Consider the following 22,749-nt stretch of genomic DNA (forward strand, 5'->3'; position numbering starts at 1 on the left):
CTATGCCCTTGGATGAAAAGACATGTATGTTTTCTTTAAATACTCATTTGTTACATGTGTATATGTTTGCGTTGACGATAAAAATGCATGACCTAATAGTTCTTGAACAGTCCTCATATCAGCTCCATTTGCTAATAAATGTGTGGCAAATGAATGTCTAAGTTTGTGGGGATGAATTTTCCCTTGTAAAGAAGAAGCATTCATCATCTTGTTTAATATATCCCGAATACCTCTATCTGTTAAAGGTTCTCCTCTATAATTTACAAATAGAAAGGAGTGTTGTGTACGATTTTTCCCCATCAACTTTGTTCTTCCATCTTTTATGTAAGATTGCAAAGCGGCATGCGCAAAGCTGCCAAATGGAACATACCGCTCTTTTTTCCCTTTTCCTTTAACTAAAACGGTAGAAATACTAAAATCAAGATCCTTTAATTCTATTTTAGTACATTCACCAACTCGAATTCCAGTTGCGTATAACAATTCAAGAAGTGCCTTATTTCTATTCCCTAACGGAGTAGAAGAATCACAGGACAAAAAAAGCTGCTGCAATTCTTCTTCATAAAAAAAGTCGGGTAATCTTTTTTCTAATTTCGGGATAGAAACTGCTGAAAAAGGATTTGTTTCAACTATTTTTTCTCTTGCTAAAAACTTGTAAAAACTGCGCAGACTGGATATTTTCCGGGCAATAGATTTTCTAGCAAGCTTTCCATTAAATAAGTCGGTTAAAAATATTCTTACATCAGAAGAAGTAACTTCATCTAATTCGTTTATTAGTTGATTTGACATAAAAAGAAAGAACTGTTTAATATCTTGCTGATAATACTCAATAGTATAAGGTGAGCAGTTTTTTTCAATTTGTAGATATTCAATAAATAGCTGTAATGAAGTGTACTCTTTCGATTCCATCGTTTCACCTCACAGACGGCTTCATTATAGTAACATACTTTGTATACACAAGCAATTAATTTACGTATTTTTCACAAAGTTCTGAATTGTTTCTAATGCTCTGTTAGCATGTTGTTCATATCTTTCTTTTTTTCCTTTAATTCTAATAGGAAGATCAGGAAAAAGTCCAAAGTTAGCATTCATTGGCTGAAAGTTCTTTGCATTTGTAGTCGTAATATACTTCGCCATGCTTCCAATTGCTGTTTCGTTTGGAAAAACCAATGGTTCTTGTCCATTTACAACTCTCGCCGCATTTATTCCAGCAACAAGTCCGCTGGCTGCTGATTCTACGTAGCCTTCTACCCCAGTCATTTGACCTGCAAAAAACAAATCTTTACGATTTTTAAACTGATAGGTAGCCTCTAATACTTTTGGTGAATTAATAAATGTGTTGCGGTGCATAACTCCATACCTTACAATCTCTGCATTCTCAAGCCCCGGAATTAACTGCAGCACTTCTTTTTGTGCTCCCCATTTTAAATGTGTTTGAAAACCAACAATATTATATAAGGTTCCGGCTGCATCATCCTGACGAAGTTGAACGACAGCAAATGGGCGTTTTCCAGTACGAGGATCTTCAAGACCAACCGGTTTCATTGGACCAAACAGCATTGTCTTCTTACCACGTCCTGCCATTACTTCAATCGGCATACATCCTTCAAAATAGACTTCTTTTTCGAATTCTTTCAAAGGTACGACCTCTGCCGAAATAAGTGCTTCATGAAAACGTTCAAATTCTTCTTCCGTCATTGGACAATTTAAATAAGCTGCTTCTCCTTTGTCATAACGAGATTTCAAATAAACTTTATTTAAGTCTATGCTTTCTTTTTCAATAATAGGAGCAGCAGCGTCATAAAAGTATAAATATTCTTCTCCTGTTAGCGCTTTTAAACTATTGGATAGACCTTCACTTGTTAATGGACCAGTTGCTATAACGGTTGGTCCTTCTGGAATTTCTGTAATTTCTTCGTTAAAAACAGTTACATTCGGATGATTCTTTACTTTTTCTGTTACTCTTCCTGCGAACTCATGTCTATCTACTGCCAATGCTCCCCCTGCAGGCACTGCACATAAATCAGCAGACTCAATAATTATCGAATCTAAATTTCTCATCTCTTCTTTTAATACTCCGACAGCATTTGTTAAAGCATTCCCTCTTAAGGAATTACTACAAACAAGTTCAGCAAATTTATCTGTATGATGAGCAGGGGTTTGTTTAACCGGTCTCATTTCATATAAACGCACGTTAATTCCTCTTTTTGCCAACTGCCACGCAGCCTCACTTCCTGCGAGTCCTGCCCCAATTACATTTACGTATTTTTGTGTCTCTTGCATATTAAATCCTCCAACTAATCTATAATGTCTATTGCATACTTTTCATTTTTTATAACAAAGGCTGATATTTTTAGGATAAGTCATTCAAATTATATATCCTCTAGCATTTTACACTATGTATGACTTTAATTAAAGTTTTTGTATCTTCCAATTAAAGAATGACCAATAAAAATCCATCATTTTACATATTCGTTCTCAATAGAAAAAAGTGAGCTTTGTGTGCTCACCTCTTCCTTTAGCAAAACATTGCCATATTCTTGGTATTTTCACTAGAACAAACAGTATCTACACATTAAAAGAGCAAGCATCTGCTTACTCTTAACTTTGCGGCTCTTCTTTATAATCACAGCTAACACATTGAACTTGAATTCCTTTTTTCAGCTTTTTCTCTACAAGCATTTCTTCACATTTTGGACACGGACGTTGAATTGGTTTATCCCATGAGATAAAATCACATTCAGGAAAACGATCACACCCGTAAAAAATCCGCCGCTTTTTACTTTTTCTTTCAATTATATTTCCTTCATTACATTTCGGGCATTTTACACCAATCGCTTTAACAATTGGTTTAGTGTTTCGACAATCAGGAAAATTGCTGCAAGCCATAAATTTACCATAACGACCCATTTTAAATACCATTGGGCTGCCGCACAGTTCACAATCTTCACCAGCAGGTTCATCTTTAATTTCTACTGATTGCATTTCTTTTTCTGCTTTTTCTAAATTTTGTTCAAAAACCTTATAGAATTCATCAATTATTTTTACCCAATTAACTTTTCCTGTCTCAATATTATCCAAATCATGTTCCATATTGGCAGTAAATTCAACATTTAAAATTTCAGGGAAAAACTCTAAAATCAATTCTAATACTATTTCTCCCAACTCGGTCGGAATAAAACGTTTATTATCTAACGCCACATATCCTCGTTTTTGAATAGTATCCAAAGTTGGAGCAAACGTGGATGGTCGTCCAATTCCCAACTCTTCCAATGTTTTGACAAGTCTTGCCTCTGTGTATCGTGGTGGAGGCTGCGTAAAATGTTGTTTCGAATCAAAGTCTTTCTTGATTACTTCGTCTCCCTCTTTCAAATCAGGAAGAAGGCGATCCTTTTCTTCTACTGCATCATCTGTTCCTTCCACATATACTTTCATAAAACCTGCAAACTTTACTTTTGAACCTGTCGCGCGAAATAAAACATCTCCATTTTGCAAATCAACACTCATTGTATCCATGATGGCTGATGCCATTTGGCTTGCAATAAATCTTTCCCAGATGAGTTTATATAAACGAAGCTGATCTCTTGATAAATGTTCTTTTAACATGCTTGGTTCTCTTGTTGTACTTGTCGGCCGCACGGCTTCATGGGCATCTTGAATATTAGCATTTTTCTTTTCTTTGCTTTTTTCGCCTTTCGTATATTCACTGCCGTAGCTATTTGTAATATACTCAAAAGCTTCTCCTTGCGCCACTTCTGAAATTCTAGTTGAGTCGGTTCTCATATATGTGATTAAACCAACTGTCCCTTCCTTTCCTAAGTCAATTCCTTCATAAAGCTGTTGTGCAAGCATCATTGTTTTCTTTGCTCTGAAATTTAATTTTCGTGCAGCCTCTTGTTGAAGAGAGGAAGTGGTAAACGGAACTGCTGGGTTTCTTTTACGTTCTCGTTTTGTTACTTTGGCAACGGTAAATTTATTCCCTTTGATTAAGCCTGCCACTTCTTTTACTTCTTCTTCTGATTTTAGTTCTACTTTTTTCCCGTTAACTCCATAAAAACCAGCTTCAAAGTTTGATTTTCCTTTTAGAAAGCTGCCTTCAATTGTCCAATATTCTTCAGGAATAAACTGTTTAATTTCATGTTCCCGATCAATTATAAGACGAACTGCTACAGACTGGACTCTTCCAGCACTTAAACCTTTTTTTACTTTTTTCCATAATAAAGGACTTATATTGTAGCCAACTAACCGGTCAAGTATTCTTCTAGCCTGCTGAGAATCTACTAAATCCATATTGATTGGCCGTGGATGTTTAAAAGACTCTTTAATAGCATCCTTAGTAATTTCATTAAATACAACGCGGCAGTCTGAATCGATATCTACGTTCAGGCTTTTTGCCAAATGCCATGCAATTGCTTCCCCTTCTCTGTCGGGGTCAGCTGCAAGATAAATTTTTTTTGCTTTTTTCGCTGCAGTCTTTAATTCTTTTAATATAGGGCCTTTTCCACGAATCGTTATGTATTTCGGTTCGTATTCTTTTTCTATATCAACACCCATTTGACTCCTCGGTAAATCACGTATATGCCCCATAGATGCTTTTACTTTATATTTTTTACCTAAATAACGTTCAATCGTTTTTGCCTTTGCAGGAGACTCCACGATTACAAGAAAATCTGACATTAACTGTCCTCCTTAAGAGGGATTATAAATATTCATTATTATTGTATACTATGTTTCCACTTGTCAAATAATACGCCAAAAGGGAAACGTTTTCAACTAATTTATATCCATTAAATTTTTGATTTCATTTATTTTTTCATCTGTTGCAAAATGTATAACAGATTTCAAAAAATAGCAACCTTTTTTTCTTTTTCCTTTAAAAAAGTAGAAAATTCCACATTTTTGTTTACAAAAAGCTGCACTACTTGTTTAATTATTCTTCTTTTGCAATCTAAAAATAATTCCTTATTTTTTCATTGTTTATATCGTATCATGTACTAAACAAAAAATGTATACCACTCATTCCTATTTCTGTTAAAAATTCCACTCTTCCAAAATATCATTTGCTGTTATCACTGGCTTCGCTCCTGCCTTTATTAATTCATTTGTGCCAGCTGAATAAGGACTAAAAATACTTCCAGGAACGGCAAAAACATCTCTTCCTTCATTAACTGCATAATTCGCTGTTATTAATGATCCACTTTTTCTTTTGGCTTCAACTATTAAAGTTCCGTTGCATAAGCCGCTAATAATACGATTCCGCATTGGAAACTGCCATCTATTTGGCTTACATAATGGAGGATATTCTGATAAAACAAGATGGTGTTTCATCATTATACTTGCCAGTTGAATGTTTTCCTTAGGATAAATATGAAACAATCCACCAGCAATAACACCGATTGTTTTTCCCCCTTTAGCAATCGTGGATTTATGGGCGATTGAATCAACACCAGCTGCTAAGCCACTTACTATTGTAATATTATGTCCAATTAATTCAGGAATTAAATTTTCTATCACTTTCTGACTATAATTTGTAGCAAGTCGCGAGCCTACAATCGCAAGTTTTTTCTCAAAATTCAGCAAAGATAAATCTCCTTTTGCATAAAGAACCCAAGGAGGCTGATAGATTTCTTTCAAAATCGATGGGTAACGGGAATCAAAATAGGTGATAGCTGTTATACCGTTAGGAGCATATTGACTGATTTGTTCTTGTATTAAAGGGGAGTGATAATCTTCTATTGCTTCGCTTTTTAATGGACGAGAAAATGAGGAAATTGCTTGACTAGAAGTTGAAGATAATGTTTGAAGATCCGGGTCCGTTTTTAATAAAAATAAGATGGTTTTCCAGCTAATTCCACGGCAATGATCAAGCAGGATTAATTTCTCGTTTAATTTCTCCAATTTTCGTTCCTTCCTTTCTGATATTCACTTAATAATAGAAGGAATTTGTAAAAGTATACATTAGCATGAATAAAAATAAAAAAGAAAAAATAAGGAATTATCTATTTTATTATATGAGTTTTACATTTATTTTAATAGATTTTATTACGTTTATTTTCCACTCCCCTTCATTTTGTTCCATTTTTAAGCACTTGAATCACATTAATAGATGGAAGTTACGTAGAGAAATACCCAAGAAAATCCACTTGGGTATTTGCTATTAGATTTATTGAATTTCATGGGTTTTACAATGATCGTATAAGGAATGTTCTTTTAATACAGCTATTAAAGCAGCTCCCATTTCGGCAGGAGTTTCAGCCACTTTAATGCCACATTCATTTAAGACAGCTATTTTTTCATCTGCTGTCCCTTTTCCTCCTGAAATAATCGCTCCTGCATGGCCCATTCTTTTGCCAGGGGGTGCCGTTCTTCCGCCAATAAAACCAACAACCGGCTTTTTCATATTTTTTTTAATCCACCTTGCTGCTTCTTCTTCTGCGGTGCCTCCAATTTCGCCAATCATCATGACTGCATAAGTCTCCTCATCTTCATTAAACGCTTTTAATGCTTCAATAAAATCTGTACCGTTCACAGGATCTCCACCAATGCCAACTGCTGTTGATTGGCCAATTCCTGCTTGTGTCAATTGATGCACTGCTTCATATGTTAAAGTTCCAGAACGAGAAATAACCCCTATATGGCCTTTTTTATGGATATATCCTGGCATAATACCAATTTTACATTCTCCTGGTGTAATAACACCTGGACAGTTAGGGCCAATTAATCTAGTTTTTTTCCCTTCCATAAAACGCTTTACTTTTACCATATCTAAAACGGGTATATGCTCTGTTATACAAATTACTAAATCCAACTCCGCATCGACCGCCTCTTCTATTGCATCTGCCGCAAATGGGGCTGGTACATAAATGACGGATACATTTGCATTGGTTGCTTCCACAGCTTCTTTCACCGTATCAAACACTGGAATTCCCTCTACCTCTGTTCCTCCTTTTCCAGGCGTTACACCACCTGCAATTTTAGTTCCATATTCTATCATTTGTTTTGTATGAAAAAGAGCAGTAGACCCCGTTATTCCTTGTACTAATACTTTCGTTTCTTTATTTATAAATACACTCATTTTCCTTCTCCCTTCCCTTGAACAAGCGAAACGATTTTTTCTGCTCCATCAGCCATCGATTCTGCAGTGATAATAGAAATGCTTGAATCAAGCAGGATTTTTTTCCCTAACACCACATTTGTACCTTCTAGACGAACTACTAAAGGTACTTCTAAACGCACTTGCTTTGCAGCCTCTACAATACCTTCGGCTATAATATCGCATTTCATGATTCCACCAAAAATATTAACAAATATTCCTTTTACTTGATGATCAGATAATATAATTTTAAATGCTTCTGTTACTTTTTCTGGAGTAGAGCCGCCTCCTACATCCAAAAAGTTGGCCGGTTCGCCTCCACAATGTTTAATGATATCCATTGTTGCCATTGCTAAGCCTGCGCCATTTACCATGCAGCCAATATTTCCGTTTAATGAAATATAACTTAATTCATATTTTGATGCTTCGATCTCTTTCTTATCTTCCTCCTCCAAATCTCTATATGCCATAATATCCTTCTGTCTATATAATGCATTACTATCAAAATTTAATTTCGCATCTAATGCGACAACTTCTCCTTCGTCTGTTAAAACCAATGGATTAATTTCTGCAATAGAACAATCTTTCTCTACAAAAACTTTATATAAACCAAGCATAAATGAAACCGCTTTATTTATTTGTTTAGAAGGAATTCGTATGGAAAAAGCAAGCCTTCTTGCTTGAAATGCTGTTAAACCAATAACTGGATCAATTACTTCTTTAAAAATCTTCTCAGGCTGATTTTCTGCTATTTCTTCAATTTCCGTTCCGCCTTCCTCTGACCCCATCAATACAATTCGAGAAGTTGCTCGATCAACAACAACCCCTATGTAAAACTCTTTCGTTATACGACATCCTTCCTCAATAAGTAAACGCTTAACTTTTTTGCCTTCTGGACCTGTTTGGTGAGTAATAAGGGTACTTCCTAAAATAGATTCTGCATATTTTTTTACTTCATCCATTGTTTTTGCTACCTTTACTCCTCCCGCTTTCCCTCTTCCTCCAGCATGGATTTGCGCTTTTACTACCCAACTGTCGCCTCCTAAATGTTCAGCAGCTTGGATCGCTTCTTCCACTGTAAATGCCACTTTTCCTTTTGGCACCATTACTCCATTTCGTGCTAAAATTTCTTTCCCTTGATATTCATGAATATTCAAGGTTCCTCACCCCTTTTGCTGTTTTGTTCTCTTTTAAAAGTATCATTTACACTATCATAATATTCATTCTTTTTAACTTTTTTTCATTTTCAAAAAGTTAAATGGAAAATCCACTAAATGTTTACGCTTTCATTTTATAAAAAAGAAGCTCTATTTGTCTACAAAAAGGCTTTAAGATTAAATTATACTGACTTGCCTTTTCATTTTCTATTAGAAAGTGAGAACATAGTTTTTCCGCGAAAAACCTTCCGACTGCTCCACTTATTATACTAGCATTTAAAATATTTTGGATCATCTTGTCATAGTTTCATCCCTTATTCTCGCCATACTCTTTATCCAATTTATAAATAAGGGCAAATACCTCTGCAACTGCCTTATATAAATCTTCTGGTATTTCCTCATGCAAATTCAGCTTTGCTAATAATTCCACTAAGGATGGATCATCTTGAATCGGAATTCCATTTTCTTTTGCTTTTTCAACAATAGATTCCGCAATCATTCCTTTTCCCTTTGCTATTACAGTTGGCGCCTCTTCATATTGTGTATAACGCAAAGCTACAGCTTTTTTACGTTTCCTGTTTTCACTCTCTTTTTCTTTCATATTTTAAAGTCTACTCCTTTATAGGAAAAATTTCCAAACTCCAAGGAAGATAGTCCGTTTTTCAGATTATGTTGATTCTCTGACAGCGGCTTGCTCGCAATACTTAACAAGGTATAATCTGCCTGGTTCATTTTTTCTTTTAGCTGTTTAGAGTACGCAGAAACTAGTGTAGAAATAAGAGGCTGATTATTCCATATAGTGATAGTCATGACTCTGTTTTGGATATGCATATCAATGACTGTTTCTTTTAAATACTCTAAATCTAAATAAAACATAATCCGACAATAATCACTATCAATCTTGCCATCTTTTGTTTTCTTCCCATTATATTGAATCGTTGCATCCATCGTATGTTTACCAAAAGATACTGGCAGCTGCATCATCATTTGAATCATTGGTCCAGCTTCTTGTGATAGCAGTTGCACACCTGTAATTTTTTCAATTAGCTGACTTGTAATATCCTTTGTTGATTGTGGAATATCGTCACTTAATAATTTAAGTAAAAGCGGTTTTAACTGCTCTGATTCCTGCCATGTTTTTTTCGTTTCTTTTAATAAGGTAAATTGCTCTACTTCATATGAAAATCCTAATCGATGAAAAATTTCGGCTAATTTCCCTTTAATTTGATTGCTATCCTCCCAATTAGTAAAATTTTCAGAATGGAATGTACTGATTACTTTTTCTAACAAATTACTTTGGATAGAATGCGTGGTTAGTTCATTGCTTAAAGCATGCAATAAATCGGTAAATGAACTTCCTGAATGCACTTGTACTAAACTCGTAAACACTGCTTTGGTCAATGGAAGCTCTCTTTCTACCATTTGTTTGATAACGGCAATATCTGATGGAAGATTTTCGCTCTTTGTTAACCAAGCACTTGCTTTGAATAGAATTTCTTTCGTTAATGGAAGCTGATCTTTTAAAAAAGAAGCTACCACTGCTCTATTTTCTTTTGTATCTGAAAGAGACAGCTGTTTTAATAATGATGCTGTACTGCTGCCTTTGTCTTCTTTTCCTGGTTGCTTTACGCTAGACAGTACTTTTAATGCTAGTTTTTCTTGTCCAACTTGAACTTGAAACCAATATTTCTCACCTGAAGATAAAGGAGTCGATAAATGGGCATAGAGCTTCTGCTCGCCAACCTGTATTTCCGCCATTTCGTTTGGAAACAACTTTGTCACTTTCCCATAAACAATTTGGCCAGGTCTTAATTGCACAGGCTGATTTGGTAAGCTATATTCTTGTTTAAACAGCTGCTGAATATTATTAGCAGAGTAGCTCATGCATACTTCCCCCTTACTTCTTCCTTGTTAATGACATTTCTTTAACCGGTGAAAAACTTTTACGATGATAGCTGGTTATTCCCTCTATTTGTAATGCTTCTAAATGTTCCTTCGTGCCATATCCCATGTTTTTTTTGAAATGATAGGCAGGGAATTGTTTATCCAACTCTTTCATCATATTGTCTCTTGTTACTTTTGCAATGATACTTGCTGCTGCAATCGTAATGCTTTTACTGTCTCCCTTAATAATTGACTGGCTTGGGTATGGTGTTGTTAATTTCATTGCATCGATTAATAAATAATCTGGATTAATCGTTAAATCATTTATTGCTTGTAACATTGCTTTTTTTGTCGCTTCGTAAATATTAATTTGATCAATTTCTTCAGCATGTATAATTCCAATTCCAATGGCTATGGCTTCTTGTTGAATGCTTTCAAAAAACTCTTCTCTTTTTTTCTCTGATAGTTTTTTTGAATCATCTATGCCTGGTAAATAAAAGTTTTCTGGAAGGATAACTGCAGCTGTTACGACGGGTCCAGCAAGTGGTCCTCTGCCTACCTCATCAATTCCAGCTATAAGTGTATAGCCTTTTGTTCTCAGTTGATTTTCGTATGTATTTAATGCTAAGAACCGCTGATGTAGTTCTTCTTCTTTTTCTTTCTTTTTCTGCCATGTTTTAAAAAGAGTTTGTACTCCTTTTCTTGTATCTTTTTTTATTTCTTCGATAAAAGGATCGTTTATTTCTGTTATATTTTCTAGCTTTGTTTTTAACTCTTTTATTGTAGCTACTTTCATTTTTTTCTCTTTCCTTTCCTTGTGGCTGCCTTGAAAATATGCTTTGATTCTCTCGAATAGTCCGCAGTCGGAATGCACTTCGCTTTCCGTGGGGTTATGCTTGAGCCAACGATGAAATTTGTTATGTTCTTTTTACCGGACTTTTTGAACAACCTTATACAATTAAAAAAGAGGATCATGACCAAAAGATCAAACCCTCTCTTATCTATTTAGTCATTTGTTTCTTGTGACACCGCTAAATCTTTTGCATTTTCAAACGTTAGAGGACCGAATTTTTCTCCTCTTATTTCTCTGATGACTAACTCTGTTACTTTATCGTAGTCAACAACGGCACCACCTGTTAAGCATCCGCGTACTTGTCCAATTTTATCAAAAAACTCAACAATATCTTCTGGGATTTCTTCCAGCTGAAACCTTTCCTTTAAACGATTTGGATATTCTTTTTCTAAAAAGCGCAATCCGTATATGGCAATATCCTGCAAGTTTAAAATAGTATCTTTAATTGCTCCAGTTAATGCAAGCTTTAATCCCACTTCTTGATCTTCAAACTTTGGCCAAAGAATTCCTGGTGTATCTAATAGCTCTAACTCTTTGCCTACTTTAATCCATTGCTGTGCTTTTGTAACTCCTGGAGTATTTCCTGTTCTTGCAATATTCTTTTTTGCTAAACGATTAATCAAGGTTGATTTTCCTGCATTTGGTATCCCAACAATCATTGCTCGAATAGCTCGCGGTCTAATTCCTTTTGCCTTCATCCGGTCAAATTTTTCCGACAATACTTCTTTTGCTAATGCCGTAATTTCTTTCATCCCGACACCAGCTTGTGAATTAATAGCCAAAGCTTTTATTCCTTTGCTTTGGAAATAGTTAATCCATTCTTTTGTTTTGTCTTTATCTGCCATATCTGCCTTATTTAACAACACTAATCGTGGCTTATGTTGGATAATTTCATCTATCATTGGATTTCTTGACGATTGTGGAATTCGTGCATCCACCAATTCGAAAATAATATCAACAAGTTTTAATTTTTCTGTTACTTGCCTTCTTGCTTTTGCCATATGGCCTGGAAACCATTGTATTGTCAAATTAATCACCTCATTACTAACTTGCTTATCATATTATTAGTAGTATTTATTTAATAAATTGAATATCTGTTACCGGCCAGTAAATAACACTAGTATTCCCTAACACTTTTTCAAATGGAATGGTGCCGATATGTCTGCTGTCTTTACTATCTCTTCTATTATCTCCCATAACAAACAGCTCCTCTTTAGGTACTGTTTTTTCGCCAGTTTTTTCTTCCAATGTAAACGATTCTGTTAAGGGACCGTCGATAACTTGTTTTTTATATTCGTCTAAATAGGGTTCTTCGTACGCTTTTCCATTAATATATAAAGTATCATTTTTATATTCAACCGTGTCTCCAGGTAGTCCAATTACTCTTTTAATATAATCTTTTCCTTCTGGGGCATGGAAAACGATAATATCAAAGCGCTCTGGACTACTGATTTTATAATTTAGTTTATTTACAATCATTCTGTCTTGATTATGAAGTGTTGGCATCATCGATTCTCCATCTACCACAATAGGAGCAAATAAGAAATAGCGGATAACAAATGCTAATAATACTGCAATTATTAATGCTTTTCCCCATTCCCAAGCTTCATTTTTCTTTTTCTTTGCCATCTTGTTCACCAATCCTTGTTTGTCGTAATGAAGGAGTTGTTCCTCTTGCGTCTATTCCAACTATTTTAAACATTTTGGTTCATCACAGTTCTGTAACTGGGTGTTGGTTTGTCGGCTTGATTTAGAGTTTCAAACTTCTTTCTAGTATTTATTTTAATCTAAATAGTAGGACGATGTAAAATTTCAATAATGGGTATGTAATTTAATTAGGCTGTCCTGAAAAAATGATGCTCTCTTAATAAGTCCGCAGCCGGAATACACTTCGCTTTCTGCGGGGTCTTGGCTGTCCCGCAATTCCCGCAGGAGTCTTCGTGTATTCCGGCTGCTACCTGCTTTAAACTTAGGTCATAAACAAAATAGAAAGCTGCTTCTTTTCAAGCGCCATGATGCAAATTTTGTTCCATGGGTGTCTCCCCTGAAAAAAACCTTAGCTCTCGAATAGTCTGCAGTCAGAATACACTTCGCTTTCCGTGGGGCGAGCGGTGAGCCTCCTCGGAGCAAGCTCCTGCGGGGTCTCACCTGTCTCGCAATTCCCACAGGAGTCTTCGTGTATTCCGACTGCTCCTTGGTTCAAACTCAGATCATAAAAAACGGAAAGCTGCTTCTTTTCATATGCCATTGTGCAAATTTAATTGTATGGATGTCTATCCTAAAAAAGGCAGGCACGCTCTATTAGCCGCTGTCTTAATATTTTTGATTTTGCTCTGGAGTCGTGTGGGTGACTCTTTATGCTGATAGGATGAGTAGTATATATACAGACATATCTCATTTATTCTCTCTCTATTATTTATCGAATAAAGTGCTTTTTCAATGGCTTCGAGGAATGCACGAGGAGCCTTGGCGGTTGGTTCGTCCGATAAATAGGAGTGGATTTGCATGAATATTTCCATTGTGATTTAACATTTTCTAAATAAAAAAGAGCTTGTTTAGAACAAGCTCTTTTTTGGTAACAATTATCGGATTTCTTTAATACGAGCTTTTTTACCACGTAGGTTACGTAGGTAGTAAAGTTTAGCACGGCGAACTTTACCGCGACGAATAACTTCAAGCTTCGCAATTTTTGGTGTGTTTACAGGGAAAGTACGTTCAACGCCTACTCCGTAAGAAACTTTACGTACTGTAAAAGTTTCGCTGATTCCACCACCACGACGCTTAATCACAACACCTTCGTATACCTGAATACGCTCACGAGTACCCTCAACAACTTTAACGTGTACACGTACAGTGTCACCAGGACGGAACGTAGGAAGATCTGAACGAAGTTGTTCTTTTGTGATATCTTCTATTAATTTTTGCATCGTTTTCAACTCCTTCCAACAGACATTCTTGCACTCTTAAGAGAATTCTTGCAGCGGAACATCGTTTTAAGGCCTTTACGCAGATTGTCTCCGCTTAAGCCACAAGTGATATCTTAACATAAAAAGAAAACAACATCAATATCTATTCATTGCTTTTCTTCATTTCTTCTATTAGTTTTTGTTGTTTTTCCGTTAATGGGTAGTTTTCTAGTAAATCTGGCCGCCTTTGGATTGTTCTTCTAAGAGATTCCGTTTCTCTCCATTCCTCAATATGAGCGTGATTTCCTGATAATAAAGTGGGAGGAACCTTCATTCCTCTAAAGTCTGCTGGACGGGTGTAATGGGGGTGCTCAAGCAAGCCTGTACTAAAAGAATCATTCACATGTGAAGCTTCTTTTCCTAATACACCTGGCAATAAGCGCACAACACTGTCAATCACTACTAAAGCTCCTAATTCTCCGCCTGTCAGAACATAATCGCCAATCGAAATTTCATCTGTTACTAAATGTTCTCTTATTCTTTCATCATAGCCTTCATAATGACCACAAATAAAAATCAAATGATCTTCTCTAGCAAGCTCTTCTGCTTTTTGCTGCGAATATCTTTCCCCTTGAGGGCACATTAAAATAACGCGCGGAGAGGTACCGCTAGCTTCTTTTATCCCTTGTACAGCATCAAAGATAGGCTGTGGCTTTAAAACCATGCCAGCGCCGCCACCGTAAGGATAGTCATCAACAGATTGGTGTTTGTTGTCTGAATAGGAACGGAAATTCACGACATTGTACGTAACTTTTTCAGCTTCCTTCGCTTTTTTTAAGATAGAGCTATTAAATATCCCGTCAAACATCTCTGGGAAAAGTGTCAGTACATCTACTTTCATTAAGACAACAGCCCTTCCATTGGCTCAATAATAACTAGTTTTTCTTTTACATCCACTTTCATCACTACTTCTTCTATATAGGGAATAAGCAGCTCCCTTTTATCTTTCCCTTTTATTACCCATACATCATTTGCTCCCGGAGTCAAAATCTCTGTAATAATACCGAGTTCCTCCCCTTCAATCGTTTTTACAGTGCAATCGATAATTTCATGGAAATAATACTCGTTTTCAGAAAGTTCTCCTAAGAAGCTTTCTGGAACCTTTAATAATCCACCTTTCATGAATTCAATAGAATTAACATTATCATATCCTTCAAATGTTAATAAATTAAAATTCTTATGTACACGATGGCTTTTGATGGTCACTTCCATTGGTTCAGCTTTCTCCGTTTGAAAAAAATATATCGTATTGCCTACTTTATATCGTTCTTCTGGAAAGTCTGTACGTGAAATAACACGAACTTCCCCTTTTATTCCATGTGTATTAACGACCTTTCCTACATTAAACCATTTTTCCATTTTTTCACCTCTATCTTATTTCTTCTACTACTCCGTCTTTTATAATAATTGTTTTAGAGCTTATTGTATCTTGCCAAACATCGCCTTCGTTAATTTCCACTAATGCTGTAACTTCTTGTTCCTTCAGTTCACTACCCAGTGGTAGTATATGTATTTGTTCGATCAGAAACTCTTTCCCTTGCTTTTTTTCCAATCTTTTTTTTATTGTGCTGTTATAATAGCCTTTTATTTTACTAGTAGACAAATGTTGATTCCGCAGCTGTTTTTTTTCCTCAAAGCGCAACTGCTGACATTCTTTCTCCAACTGCATGATCTCTTGTTCATATTTTTGTAAAAGCTGTTCCTTTGTTGTTTCTGTTAAAATCTGCTTTACACTAACGGACTGGAGTATTTTCATACATGCCTCCTGATAAAAAGTAATTAGAAAAAGAGAAGGGTTTCCCCTCCTCCTTTATTTTACTTCTAATCACTAATCTCAACAATTAGTTTCTTCTGTTGTAATGATCCAGCTGCGTAAACAACCGTCCGAATTGCTTTAGCAACCCGCCCTTGCTTTCCAATTACTTTTCCCATGTCGTTCTTGTTGACAGAAAGCAAGTAAATGATTCGATTAACCTCTTCCGTAACCTGTACAGTAACATCATCCGGATAATCAACAAGGGGCTTAACAATCGTTTCTATAAGCTCTTTCATTGTCTCAGAACGAATTACTTGCCGTTTTTAATATTATGGAATTTTTCCATAATACCTTGGTTAGAGAAAAGGTTACGAACTGTATCAGATGGTTTTGCACCAGTTTGTAGCCATTGTAGTACTTTTTCTTCGTTGATATCCACGATAGCAGGCTCTGCTACAGGATTGTAAGTTCCTACTGTTTCAATGAAACGTCCATCACGTGGTGAACGAGAATCTGCTACTACGATACGATAAAAAGGAGATTTTTTTGCTCCCATACGTTTTAAACGAATTTTTACTGCCATTAAAATTGCACCTCCGAATAGTTTCACACAAGATAGTATAATATCAATTGTTTTAGAGTTTGTAAAGTGTTTTTTCTTGTCAGACTTTACTTTCCCATCAAATTCACTAAATCTTGCGGTTTTTCCTTGTTTAAAATGGATTAAAAGGCATTTTAAAGCCGCCTTTTTTCTTTCCTTTTTGACCCATATTGGTCATTTGTTTCATCATTTTTTTCATATCCTCAAATTGCTTTAACAATCTGTTTACTTCCGGTACACTTCTGCCGCTTCCTTTGGCAATACGCTTCCGTCTGTTTGCATTGATAATTTCCGGGTGTTCTTTTTCTTTCATCGTCATGGAACGAATAATTGCTTCTACATGAGCAATTTGTTTTTCATCTACTTGTAGATTATTCAAACCTTTTATCTTATTCGCGCCAGGCATCATTTTTAATAGTTCATCAAGGGGGCCCATGCTTTTTACTTGCCCTAATTGATCAAGAAAATCGTCTAATGTGAAAGAAGCATTTTTCATCTTCTTTTCAAGCTCTTTCGCTTTTTCTTCATCCACATTCAACTGTGCCTTTTCAATTAAGCTTAATACATCGCCCATCCCAAGAATACGGGACGCCATGCGTTCTGGATGAAACGCTTCTAATGCATCCATTTTTTCACCAAGACCAACAAACTTAATCGGCGTTTGTGTAACAGAACGAATGGAAAGTGCTGCACCGCCTCGAGTATCTCCATCCAGTTTTGTCAATACAACACCCGTAAGTCCAAGCTGTTCATTGAAGCTTCCTGCAACATTTACAGCATCTTGTCCTGTCATAGCATCAACGACTAAGAAAATCTCATCAGGCTTTGACAGTTCTTTGATCTGCTTTAATTCATCCATTAAAGATTCGTCCACATGAAGACGACCCGCTGTATCAATTAATACATAATCATGATGCTCTTCTTTTGCTTTTTCAATCGCTTGTTTTGCAATCTCCACAGGACTTACTTGGTCACCTAAAGAAAACACTGGAAAGTCAAGTTGTTTCCCTAAAGTTTCCAATTGCTTAATAGCAGCTGGCCGATAAATATCAGCCGCAACAAGGAGTGGTTTTCGATTATATTTTTTGCGCAGCAAATTAGCGAGTTTTCCAGTAGTAGTGGTTTTCCCGGCACCTTGCAATCCAACCATCATAATAACAGTCGGCGGCCGGTTGGAAACAGCAATTTTACTTTGCTCTCCACCCATTAATTCTGTCAGCTCTTCTTTTACTACTTTAATAACTTGTTGCCCAGGAGTTAAACTTTTCAGCACTTCTTGTCCAACTGCACGTTCACTAACTTTTTTCACAAATTCCTTTACTACTTTAAAGTTAACATCCGCTTCCAATAATGCAAGACGGACTTCACGCATCATTTCTTTAACATCCGCTTCATTTACTTTCCCTTTTCCACGGATTTTTTGAATGGTATTTTGCAGTCGGTCAGCTAAACCTTCAAATGCCATATGTGACCCTCCTTAATCTAATTTCTCCAGCTCGAATATTGCTTTCTGCAACGCTGAAACCGAAGGAGTATCGTTTTTTAGCAACTCTTTCATTTGCGTAAAAAGTACAGTACGCTCTTGAAACTTCTGAAAGAGTAATAATTTATGCTCATATTCCTCAAGCATTGCTTCTGTACGTTTTATATTATCATACACCGCTTGACGACTTACATCATATTCGTCTGCAATTTCACCAAGAGAATAGTCATCCAAATAATAAAGAGACATATAACTTCGTTGCTTCGGTGTCAACAACGACTGATAGAAATCGAAAAGATAATTCATTCGTGTTGTTTTTTCAAGCATCGAAAATACCCCCGTGTTAAGTCAAAAGCCTTTACACAATTATTCTACACAGAATATGATTAGATGTCAAGATTTTATCTTTACATGACTTGTAGTAACAAGCAACTAGTCATTACTTATGTTTTTTTCTTTTCATTTCTAATAATTGCTGTAAATGACTTTCTCGATCCGAGCTAGTTTTTGTGCTTTTTTGTATTTGTTTTTTCTTTTTTGTTTTTCTTTGCTCTTTCTTTTTCTCTACTTCACGTGTCACTCCCCTGTCATTTATTTGCTCTTGATTGCTTGCTGCCTTTTTGTTTATTTTCTGTATGTTTTTCTTTTCTGGTTTATTCTTTTGTTGGAAGGTTATTACTTTTAAGCCAAATCGACGGATTGCTACTTCAATAAATAATAACAAAAATGCCAAAACAATCAACCATAATGTAATTTCTTGTTTTTTGTTGCTTTTTTCTTGAAGTGGACGAAAGGAATCTGCTTCTTTTGTCAGCAATTTTCCATCGGAAATAGAAAGCAGCTCTTCTACTTTCTTTTTATCGCTTCCTTTTAATAAATATTCCTTTGAATAAGGAATAGAAAACCCAGATTGATAAAGAGATGTATTTCCCTGTTCCGTTGTTTGTTTTATATTAATAAAATAGAGCCCAGGATCTTCATCAAGATCGACTTCGTATTTTCCAGGAGCCGTCATTTTTGTATGAATATCAAGCTTTTCTCCTTTTTGTGAAACAATAGAAACCTCTACCGGCAATGTCGACAGCTCATCAGAATTGATTGTCAGTACATTTTGCTCATCCCTTTTTTCTACTGATACGGAATAAGGATCCGAATCATATTGGGGCAGTGTTTCTGTCACCATTTTGTTTACAAAGCTTCCCCATTTTGACCAACGTGACCAATCACCGTTCCATCCGCCATTAATATCCGAAGTAAATGCCACCGTTTTTCCAAGTCCATACTGCCATTCTGCTAATACCGCATCTTTTTTTTCACTTAAAATTGGTACTTGAGCCTGCCCCTTAGGTGTTGTTGCAATATAAGCATTCATTCGTGGAACTCCGTCTTGAAATAAATTTGTCCAGCTATACCCATTTTGAATAATTGGATAAAAAGGGTTATCTTCAATATATGTGCGAGAAGCCATCACTGTTTCTCTCGATAAAATAGATGGAATAACACTTGAATCCTGAACCTCATAATAACGGCCAGATCCTAATTCAGCTAATTCCTCTAAAAGCCCGATATCTGCATCCATGCCTAGCGCAACTGTCGATAAAGTGATACTATTTTTCTTACCTTCTTCCAAAAGGCTATTATAATCATTATTAGTAGCAGATTGTCCATCTGTTAAAAGAATAATATGTTTCCGTTTAACATCCAATCCTTCCATCTCTTCATAAGCAGCTGCTAAGGAAGAATAGATTTCGGTTCCTCCACCTAATGCAATAGACCGGATTTTTTTAATTACTTCCTCCTTATCTTTTAAAGGCTTCGGTTCTACAATTTTCCATGGTTTATCATCAAAGGCAATAAACCCCAATGTATCAGTGTCTTTTAACAGCTCAATCGATCTTGCAGCTGCCTCTTTTGCCAATGCTAATTTATCGCCAGACATGCTGCCAGAACGATCTAATACAATCATTAAACCTAATGATGGCATTTCCTTTTTTCCTTTGATCTCCATATCAACAGGGAGCAGTTTTTCAATCGGTGTTTTAAAATATCCACCTAAACCAAAGCTGTCTTCTCCACCTGCCATTAAAAAGCCTACTCCAAAATCCTTTACACTTTTCTCCATTAAGGACATTTGTTTTTCCGTTATGGACGTAGCCGGGACATTATTAAAGATAATCGATTGATAAGAAAGATAACCGGATAAAGAAGTAGGAAGTTTTGCAGGAGATAAACTGTCCACCTCATACCCTGCAGATTGTAAAATATCTTTTACCTGATCATTTTCTGTATTTTGCACAATTAATATTTTAGGCGTTGTTTTAATCGTTGTTACTGCTTGAAACTTATTGTTTTCTGTATAAGCATCCTTTTCCGTTTCCAGCTCTGCCCGATATGTAACAAGACCAGTTTGGTCTACTTTCATATGAATTGGAAATACATTTTGCCCCTCTTTCACATCCACTTCCTTTGTTTCAATCTGTTTATTATTAGCATATAAATGAAGTGTTCCTTTTTTTGAAACATTACTGTCAACAGAAACATGCAATGAAACTTGCTCTCCTTTATAAAGTGTGGGAGGAAGCTCTATATTGCTTATTGCCATATCTTCGTAGTTTTCTGATTGTAATAAAACCGCATCCAATTCAATCGATTGATTTTTTAGAAGTGGGACAAACTCTTTTGCCTTGCCTATTGTTTCATTTCCATCTGTTAGCAGTACGATTCTTCCACCATGGTTTGGAAGAATACTAGAAGCGAACGATAAAGCAGACTCTATATTGGTGTGATTTTGTCCGATTTCTTCACTTAATTTGGATATTCGCAGCTCTTCTGTTCCCATGATTTGCTCAACAATTGGCTTATCCCCGAATGAAATGATACTATATTCATCTGTCGGTTTTTTTGAATGAATACTTTGTTCTAAAAAACTAAACTCTGCATCAGCTGATCCTTTTACACTTGCAGATCTATCCAATACAAATACAACAGGCACATCTCTATGCGGGATTACCAACTGTGGAACGGTTAAAGCAAAAATCAGTACGCTAAATAGACAAAAACGGAGGGCTGCAATTATATACCCTTCCTTTTTATTATTCCGTTGATTTTGTAGTTGTTTTACATATAAAAACAACAAGATGCTAACAGGCAAAAACAATAAAAATAGGAAAGGGTATTTAAATTCTACTAGCACGTCTATACACCTCCCATTCGATTATAAGTAGTATAAATGCTGACAAAGCAAACCAAAACCACAACGTATTCTGCTGTACTGCCACTTTGTTTGTTGTGTTTTGTAGGGATTGATCATTTATGGAAAAGGATTTTTCTGATTGAATCTTTTTTTCCCGATCATCTAAGCTTACAGAAAAATAAAAAACACTATCTCTAGATGAGAGTTGATAAACTCCTGGAGATTTTGGAGCTTGAAAGCTTTCTTTGGCAGGATGATAGGAAGCAATGGCTTCATCTTTTTCATTAAAAATTTCCCATTCCTTTATAGATGCATTTAAATTCAAAGATTTTGATTCTAATGGCTGAAAATCACCGATGTAGTTAGATTGTGACGATAACCATTGATAACTATTATATAAGAACACAGGAAAGCTTGGATGCAGCGGCCAATCACTATCTTGAATCGAGAAATTAATATAAATTACCGGCTGGCCATTTATCTTTCCTTTCTGTATAAGTGGTATATCCCCACTTTTTAGAATCGTATCCATATCATTTTGTTTATTTATATAAGCTTCTTTTATATATACATCCTTCATATCGACATGGGTAAACAAGGAATCGTCTTCCAGTTCCAATGCTTCTTTTAGCGGAGTCTTGTCCTTCGATTCATAAAAAAAGATTGATGGCTGTGTATTGTTTTTCAGAATGGTAGAGCCATTCAACAAATAGATCCCATCTTTTTTCTTCTTAATTTCGTCTTGATTCTCCATTTGTACCACATGTAAACCGATTGTCGAAAAAGCTTTCAATAGAAATGAATTAGCCGAATCTGGTGCATAGATGGAAGATAATGCACTAGTATAGATGGCCGTTTGCTTATTATCTACCATGTACTGATCTTTTGCATTGATTTTTGCTTCATAATAAGCTTTGGCAGGAAGTGATTCTATCGTGATTATTTTTTGTTCTTGTGGAAAAAGTGTGATTGTTTTCTCCCATAATATTGCCCCTTCACTTACAACTTGAAAAGGAATCTTTTCTGTTTTTTCATTCTGATTTTTCACCATAGCTACTCCAGCAATGCTATCATTTTTCTTCGCAACCCCAAACGATTGAATAGAAATATTAGAATCCGTATCGCTTCCAATATTATGAACTTCTGTATAGTAATCTTTCAAATGTTGCTCCACTGTCTCGTTTGTAACAGCATCCGAAAAAATATGGATAGCAGTTTTGCCAGCAACTGCTATTGATTCTGCCATTTGAGTTGCTTTATCAAAATTGTCGTGGGTATAGCTTAAATGCATATCATTGATTGCTTGAACTATTTTCTTTTTATCCTTTTCCTTATTTAAAAGAATAGTTGGTTGATTATTTACTTCCATTAATGTGATTGTTTGATTATCTTTTAATGCTTGCACCATTTCGATTGCCCTTTTTTTGCTTTCCTCTAGTTTGTTCTGTTGATTAGCAGTACTTGCCATAGAGGCAGAGGTATCCATCAAAAAAATAAATTGTTCTCCTTTTAATCCTTCTTTCCAGTAAACAGGCTGCACTACTGCGAATAAAAGCAATAAAAGACAGAGCAGCTGCAGCCAAAACAGAAGGTTATTCTGCCATTTCTGGAGCCAAGAGGATGCTTTCATTTCATTCATAACCTCTGTCCACAATAAATTAGATGGGATGATTTGCTTTGTATATTGCTTGCGGAAAAAATAAAAGAGGATAAACGCAGCAATAAAAAGAAGAAATAAAAAATACAGTGGGTGAACAAATTGCATA

The 22,749-nt window shown here is 35.7% G+C and carries 21 protein-coding genes; all 21 read right to left on the bottom strand.

Features of this window, described 5'->3' with window-relative positions; genetic code table 11:
- Positions 1–906 carry a tyrosine recombinase XerC gene (xerC, locus tag AC5LWL_RS14820; protein ID WP_493435024.1) on the bottom strand — a complete coding sequence of 302 codons (906 nt, stop codon included), beginning with the start codon at positions 904–906 and terminating at the stop codon, positions 1–3.
- 60 nt (positions 907–966) lie between these two features.
- Positions 967–2,280, bottom strand: a complete 1,314-nt coding sequence (trmFO, locus tag AC5LWL_RS14825) for an FADH(2)-oxidizing methylenetetrahydrofolate--tRNA-(uracil(54)-C(5))-methyltransferase TrmFO (protein ID WP_493435025.1) — start codon at positions 2,278–2,280, stop codon at positions 967–969.
- A gap of 318 nt (positions 2,281–2,598) precedes the next feature.
- Complete coding sequence (gene topA, locus AC5LWL_RS14830; RefSeq protein WP_493435026.1) at positions 2,599–4,674, bottom strand: type I DNA topoisomerase; 2,076 nt, start codon at positions 4,672–4,674, stop codon at positions 2,599–2,601.
- Positions 4,675–5,028: 354 nt separating this feature from the next.
- On the bottom strand, positions 5,029–5,895 hold the full coding sequence (gene dprA / locus AC5LWL_RS14835; protein WP_493435027.1) for a DNA-processing protein DprA: 867 nt from the start codon (positions 5,893–5,895) through the stop codon (positions 5,029–5,031).
- A gap of 265 nt (positions 5,896–6,160) precedes the next feature.
- The gene (sucD, locus tag AC5LWL_RS14840; protein ID WP_493435028.1) at positions 6,161–7,072 is read right to left on the bottom strand and encodes a succinate--CoA ligase subunit alpha; all 912 of its coding nucleotides are present in this window, start codon (positions 7,070–7,072) and stop codon (positions 6,161–6,163) included.
- Positions 7,069–8,247 (bottom strand): ADP-forming succinate--CoA ligase subunit beta, encoded by a 1,179-nt coding sequence (sucC, locus tag AC5LWL_RS14845; protein ID WP_493435029.1) that lies wholly within the window; start codon positions 8,245–8,247, stop codon positions 7,069–7,071. Before sucC ends, sucD begins: the two co-directional genes overlap by 4 nt.
- Positions 8,248–8,554: 307 nt before the next feature.
- Complete coding sequence (locus AC5LWL_RS14850) at positions 8,555–8,848, bottom strand: EscU/YscU/HrcU family type III secretion system export apparatus switch protein (protein WP_493435030.1); 294 nt, start codon at positions 8,846–8,848, stop codon at positions 8,555–8,557.
- On the bottom strand, positions 8,845–10,131 hold the full coding sequence (locus tag AC5LWL_RS14855; protein WP_493435031.1) for a TP0910 N-terminal domain-containing protein: 1,287 nt from the start codon (positions 10,129–10,131) through the stop codon (positions 8,845–8,847). Before AC5LWL_RS14855 ends, AC5LWL_RS14850 begins: the two co-directional genes overlap by 4 nt.
- A gap of 13 nt (positions 10,132–10,144) precedes the next feature.
- Entirely contained in the window at positions 10,145–10,927 is a 783-nt protein-coding gene (gene rnhB, locus AC5LWL_RS14860) for a ribonuclease HII (protein ID WP_493435032.1), read from the bottom strand.
- 209 nt (positions 10,928–11,136) lie between these two features.
- Positions 11,137–12,012, bottom strand: a complete 876-nt coding sequence (gene ylqF, locus AC5LWL_RS14865; protein ID WP_493435033.1) for a ribosome biogenesis GTPase YlqF — start codon at positions 12,010–12,012, stop codon at positions 11,137–11,139.
- A gap of 46 nt (positions 12,013–12,058) precedes the next feature.
- On the bottom strand, positions 12,059–12,613 hold the full coding sequence (gene lepB, locus AC5LWL_RS14870) for a signal peptidase I (protein ID WP_493435034.1): 555 nt from the start codon (positions 12,611–12,613) through the stop codon (positions 12,059–12,061).
- 953 nt (positions 12,614–13,566) lie between these two features.
- Positions 13,567–13,911, bottom strand: a complete 345-nt coding sequence (rplS, locus tag AC5LWL_RS14875; protein ID WP_493435035.1) for a 50S ribosomal protein L19 — start codon at positions 13,909–13,911, stop codon at positions 13,567–13,569.
- A gap of 142 nt (positions 13,912–14,053) precedes the next feature.
- Complete coding sequence (trmD, locus tag AC5LWL_RS14880; RefSeq protein ID WP_493435036.1) at positions 14,054–14,791, bottom strand: tRNA (guanosine(37)-N1)-methyltransferase TrmD; 738 nt, start codon at positions 14,789–14,791, stop codon at positions 14,054–14,056.
- Positions 14,791–15,309: a ribosome maturation factor RimM gene (gene rimM / locus AC5LWL_RS14885; protein ID WP_493435037.1), complete on the bottom strand. Its 519-nt coding sequence runs from the start codon at positions 15,307–15,309 to the stop codon at positions 14,791–14,793. The genes trmD and rimM overlap by 1 nt, the downstream gene beginning before the upstream one ends.
- Before the next feature lie 10 nt (positions 15,310–15,319).
- A complete protein-coding gene (locus tag AC5LWL_RS14890; protein ID WP_493435038.1) occupies positions 15,320–15,706 on the bottom strand; it encodes a YlqD family protein in 387 nt (128 codons plus the stop codon).
- 65 nt (positions 15,707–15,771) lie between these two features.
- Positions 15,772–16,002: a KH domain-containing protein gene (locus tag AC5LWL_RS14895; protein ID WP_493435039.1), complete on the bottom strand. Its 231-nt coding sequence runs from the start codon at positions 16,000–16,002 to the stop codon at positions 15,772–15,774.
- A 14-nt stretch (positions 16,003–16,016) separates the two neighbouring features.
- The gene (gene rpsP, locus AC5LWL_RS14900) at positions 16,017–16,289 is read right to left on the bottom strand and encodes a 30S ribosomal protein S16 (RefSeq protein WP_493435040.1); all 273 of its coding nucleotides are present in this window, start codon (positions 16,287–16,289) and stop codon (positions 16,017–16,019) included.
- 130 nt (positions 16,290–16,419) lie between these two features.
- Positions 16,420–17,772: a signal recognition particle protein gene (gene ffh, locus AC5LWL_RS14905; protein WP_493435041.1), complete on the bottom strand. Its 1,353-nt coding sequence runs from the start codon at positions 17,770–17,772 to the stop codon at positions 16,420–16,422.
- Positions 17,773–17,784: 12 nt separating this feature from the next.
- Positions 17,785–18,117 carry a putative DNA-binding protein gene (locus AC5LWL_RS14910; RefSeq protein WP_493435042.1) on the bottom strand — a complete coding sequence of 111 codons (333 nt, stop codon included), beginning with the start codon at positions 18,115–18,117 and terminating at the stop codon, positions 17,785–17,787.
- 112 nt (positions 18,118–18,229) lie between these two features.
- Positions 18,230–20,983: a VWA domain-containing protein gene (locus AC5LWL_RS14915; protein ID WP_493435043.1), complete on the bottom strand. Its 2,754-nt coding sequence runs from the start codon at positions 20,981–20,983 to the stop codon at positions 18,230–18,232.
- Entirely contained in the window at positions 20,967–22,748 is a 1,782-nt protein-coding gene (locus AC5LWL_RS14920; protein ID WP_493435044.1) for a vWA domain-containing protein, read from the bottom strand. The genes AC5LWL_RS14915 and AC5LWL_RS14920 overlap by 17 nt, the downstream gene beginning before the upstream one ends.
- Position 22,749: the final 1 nt, after the last annotated feature.

Source organism: Niallia sp. WK069_GA_01, assembly GCF_983173855.1.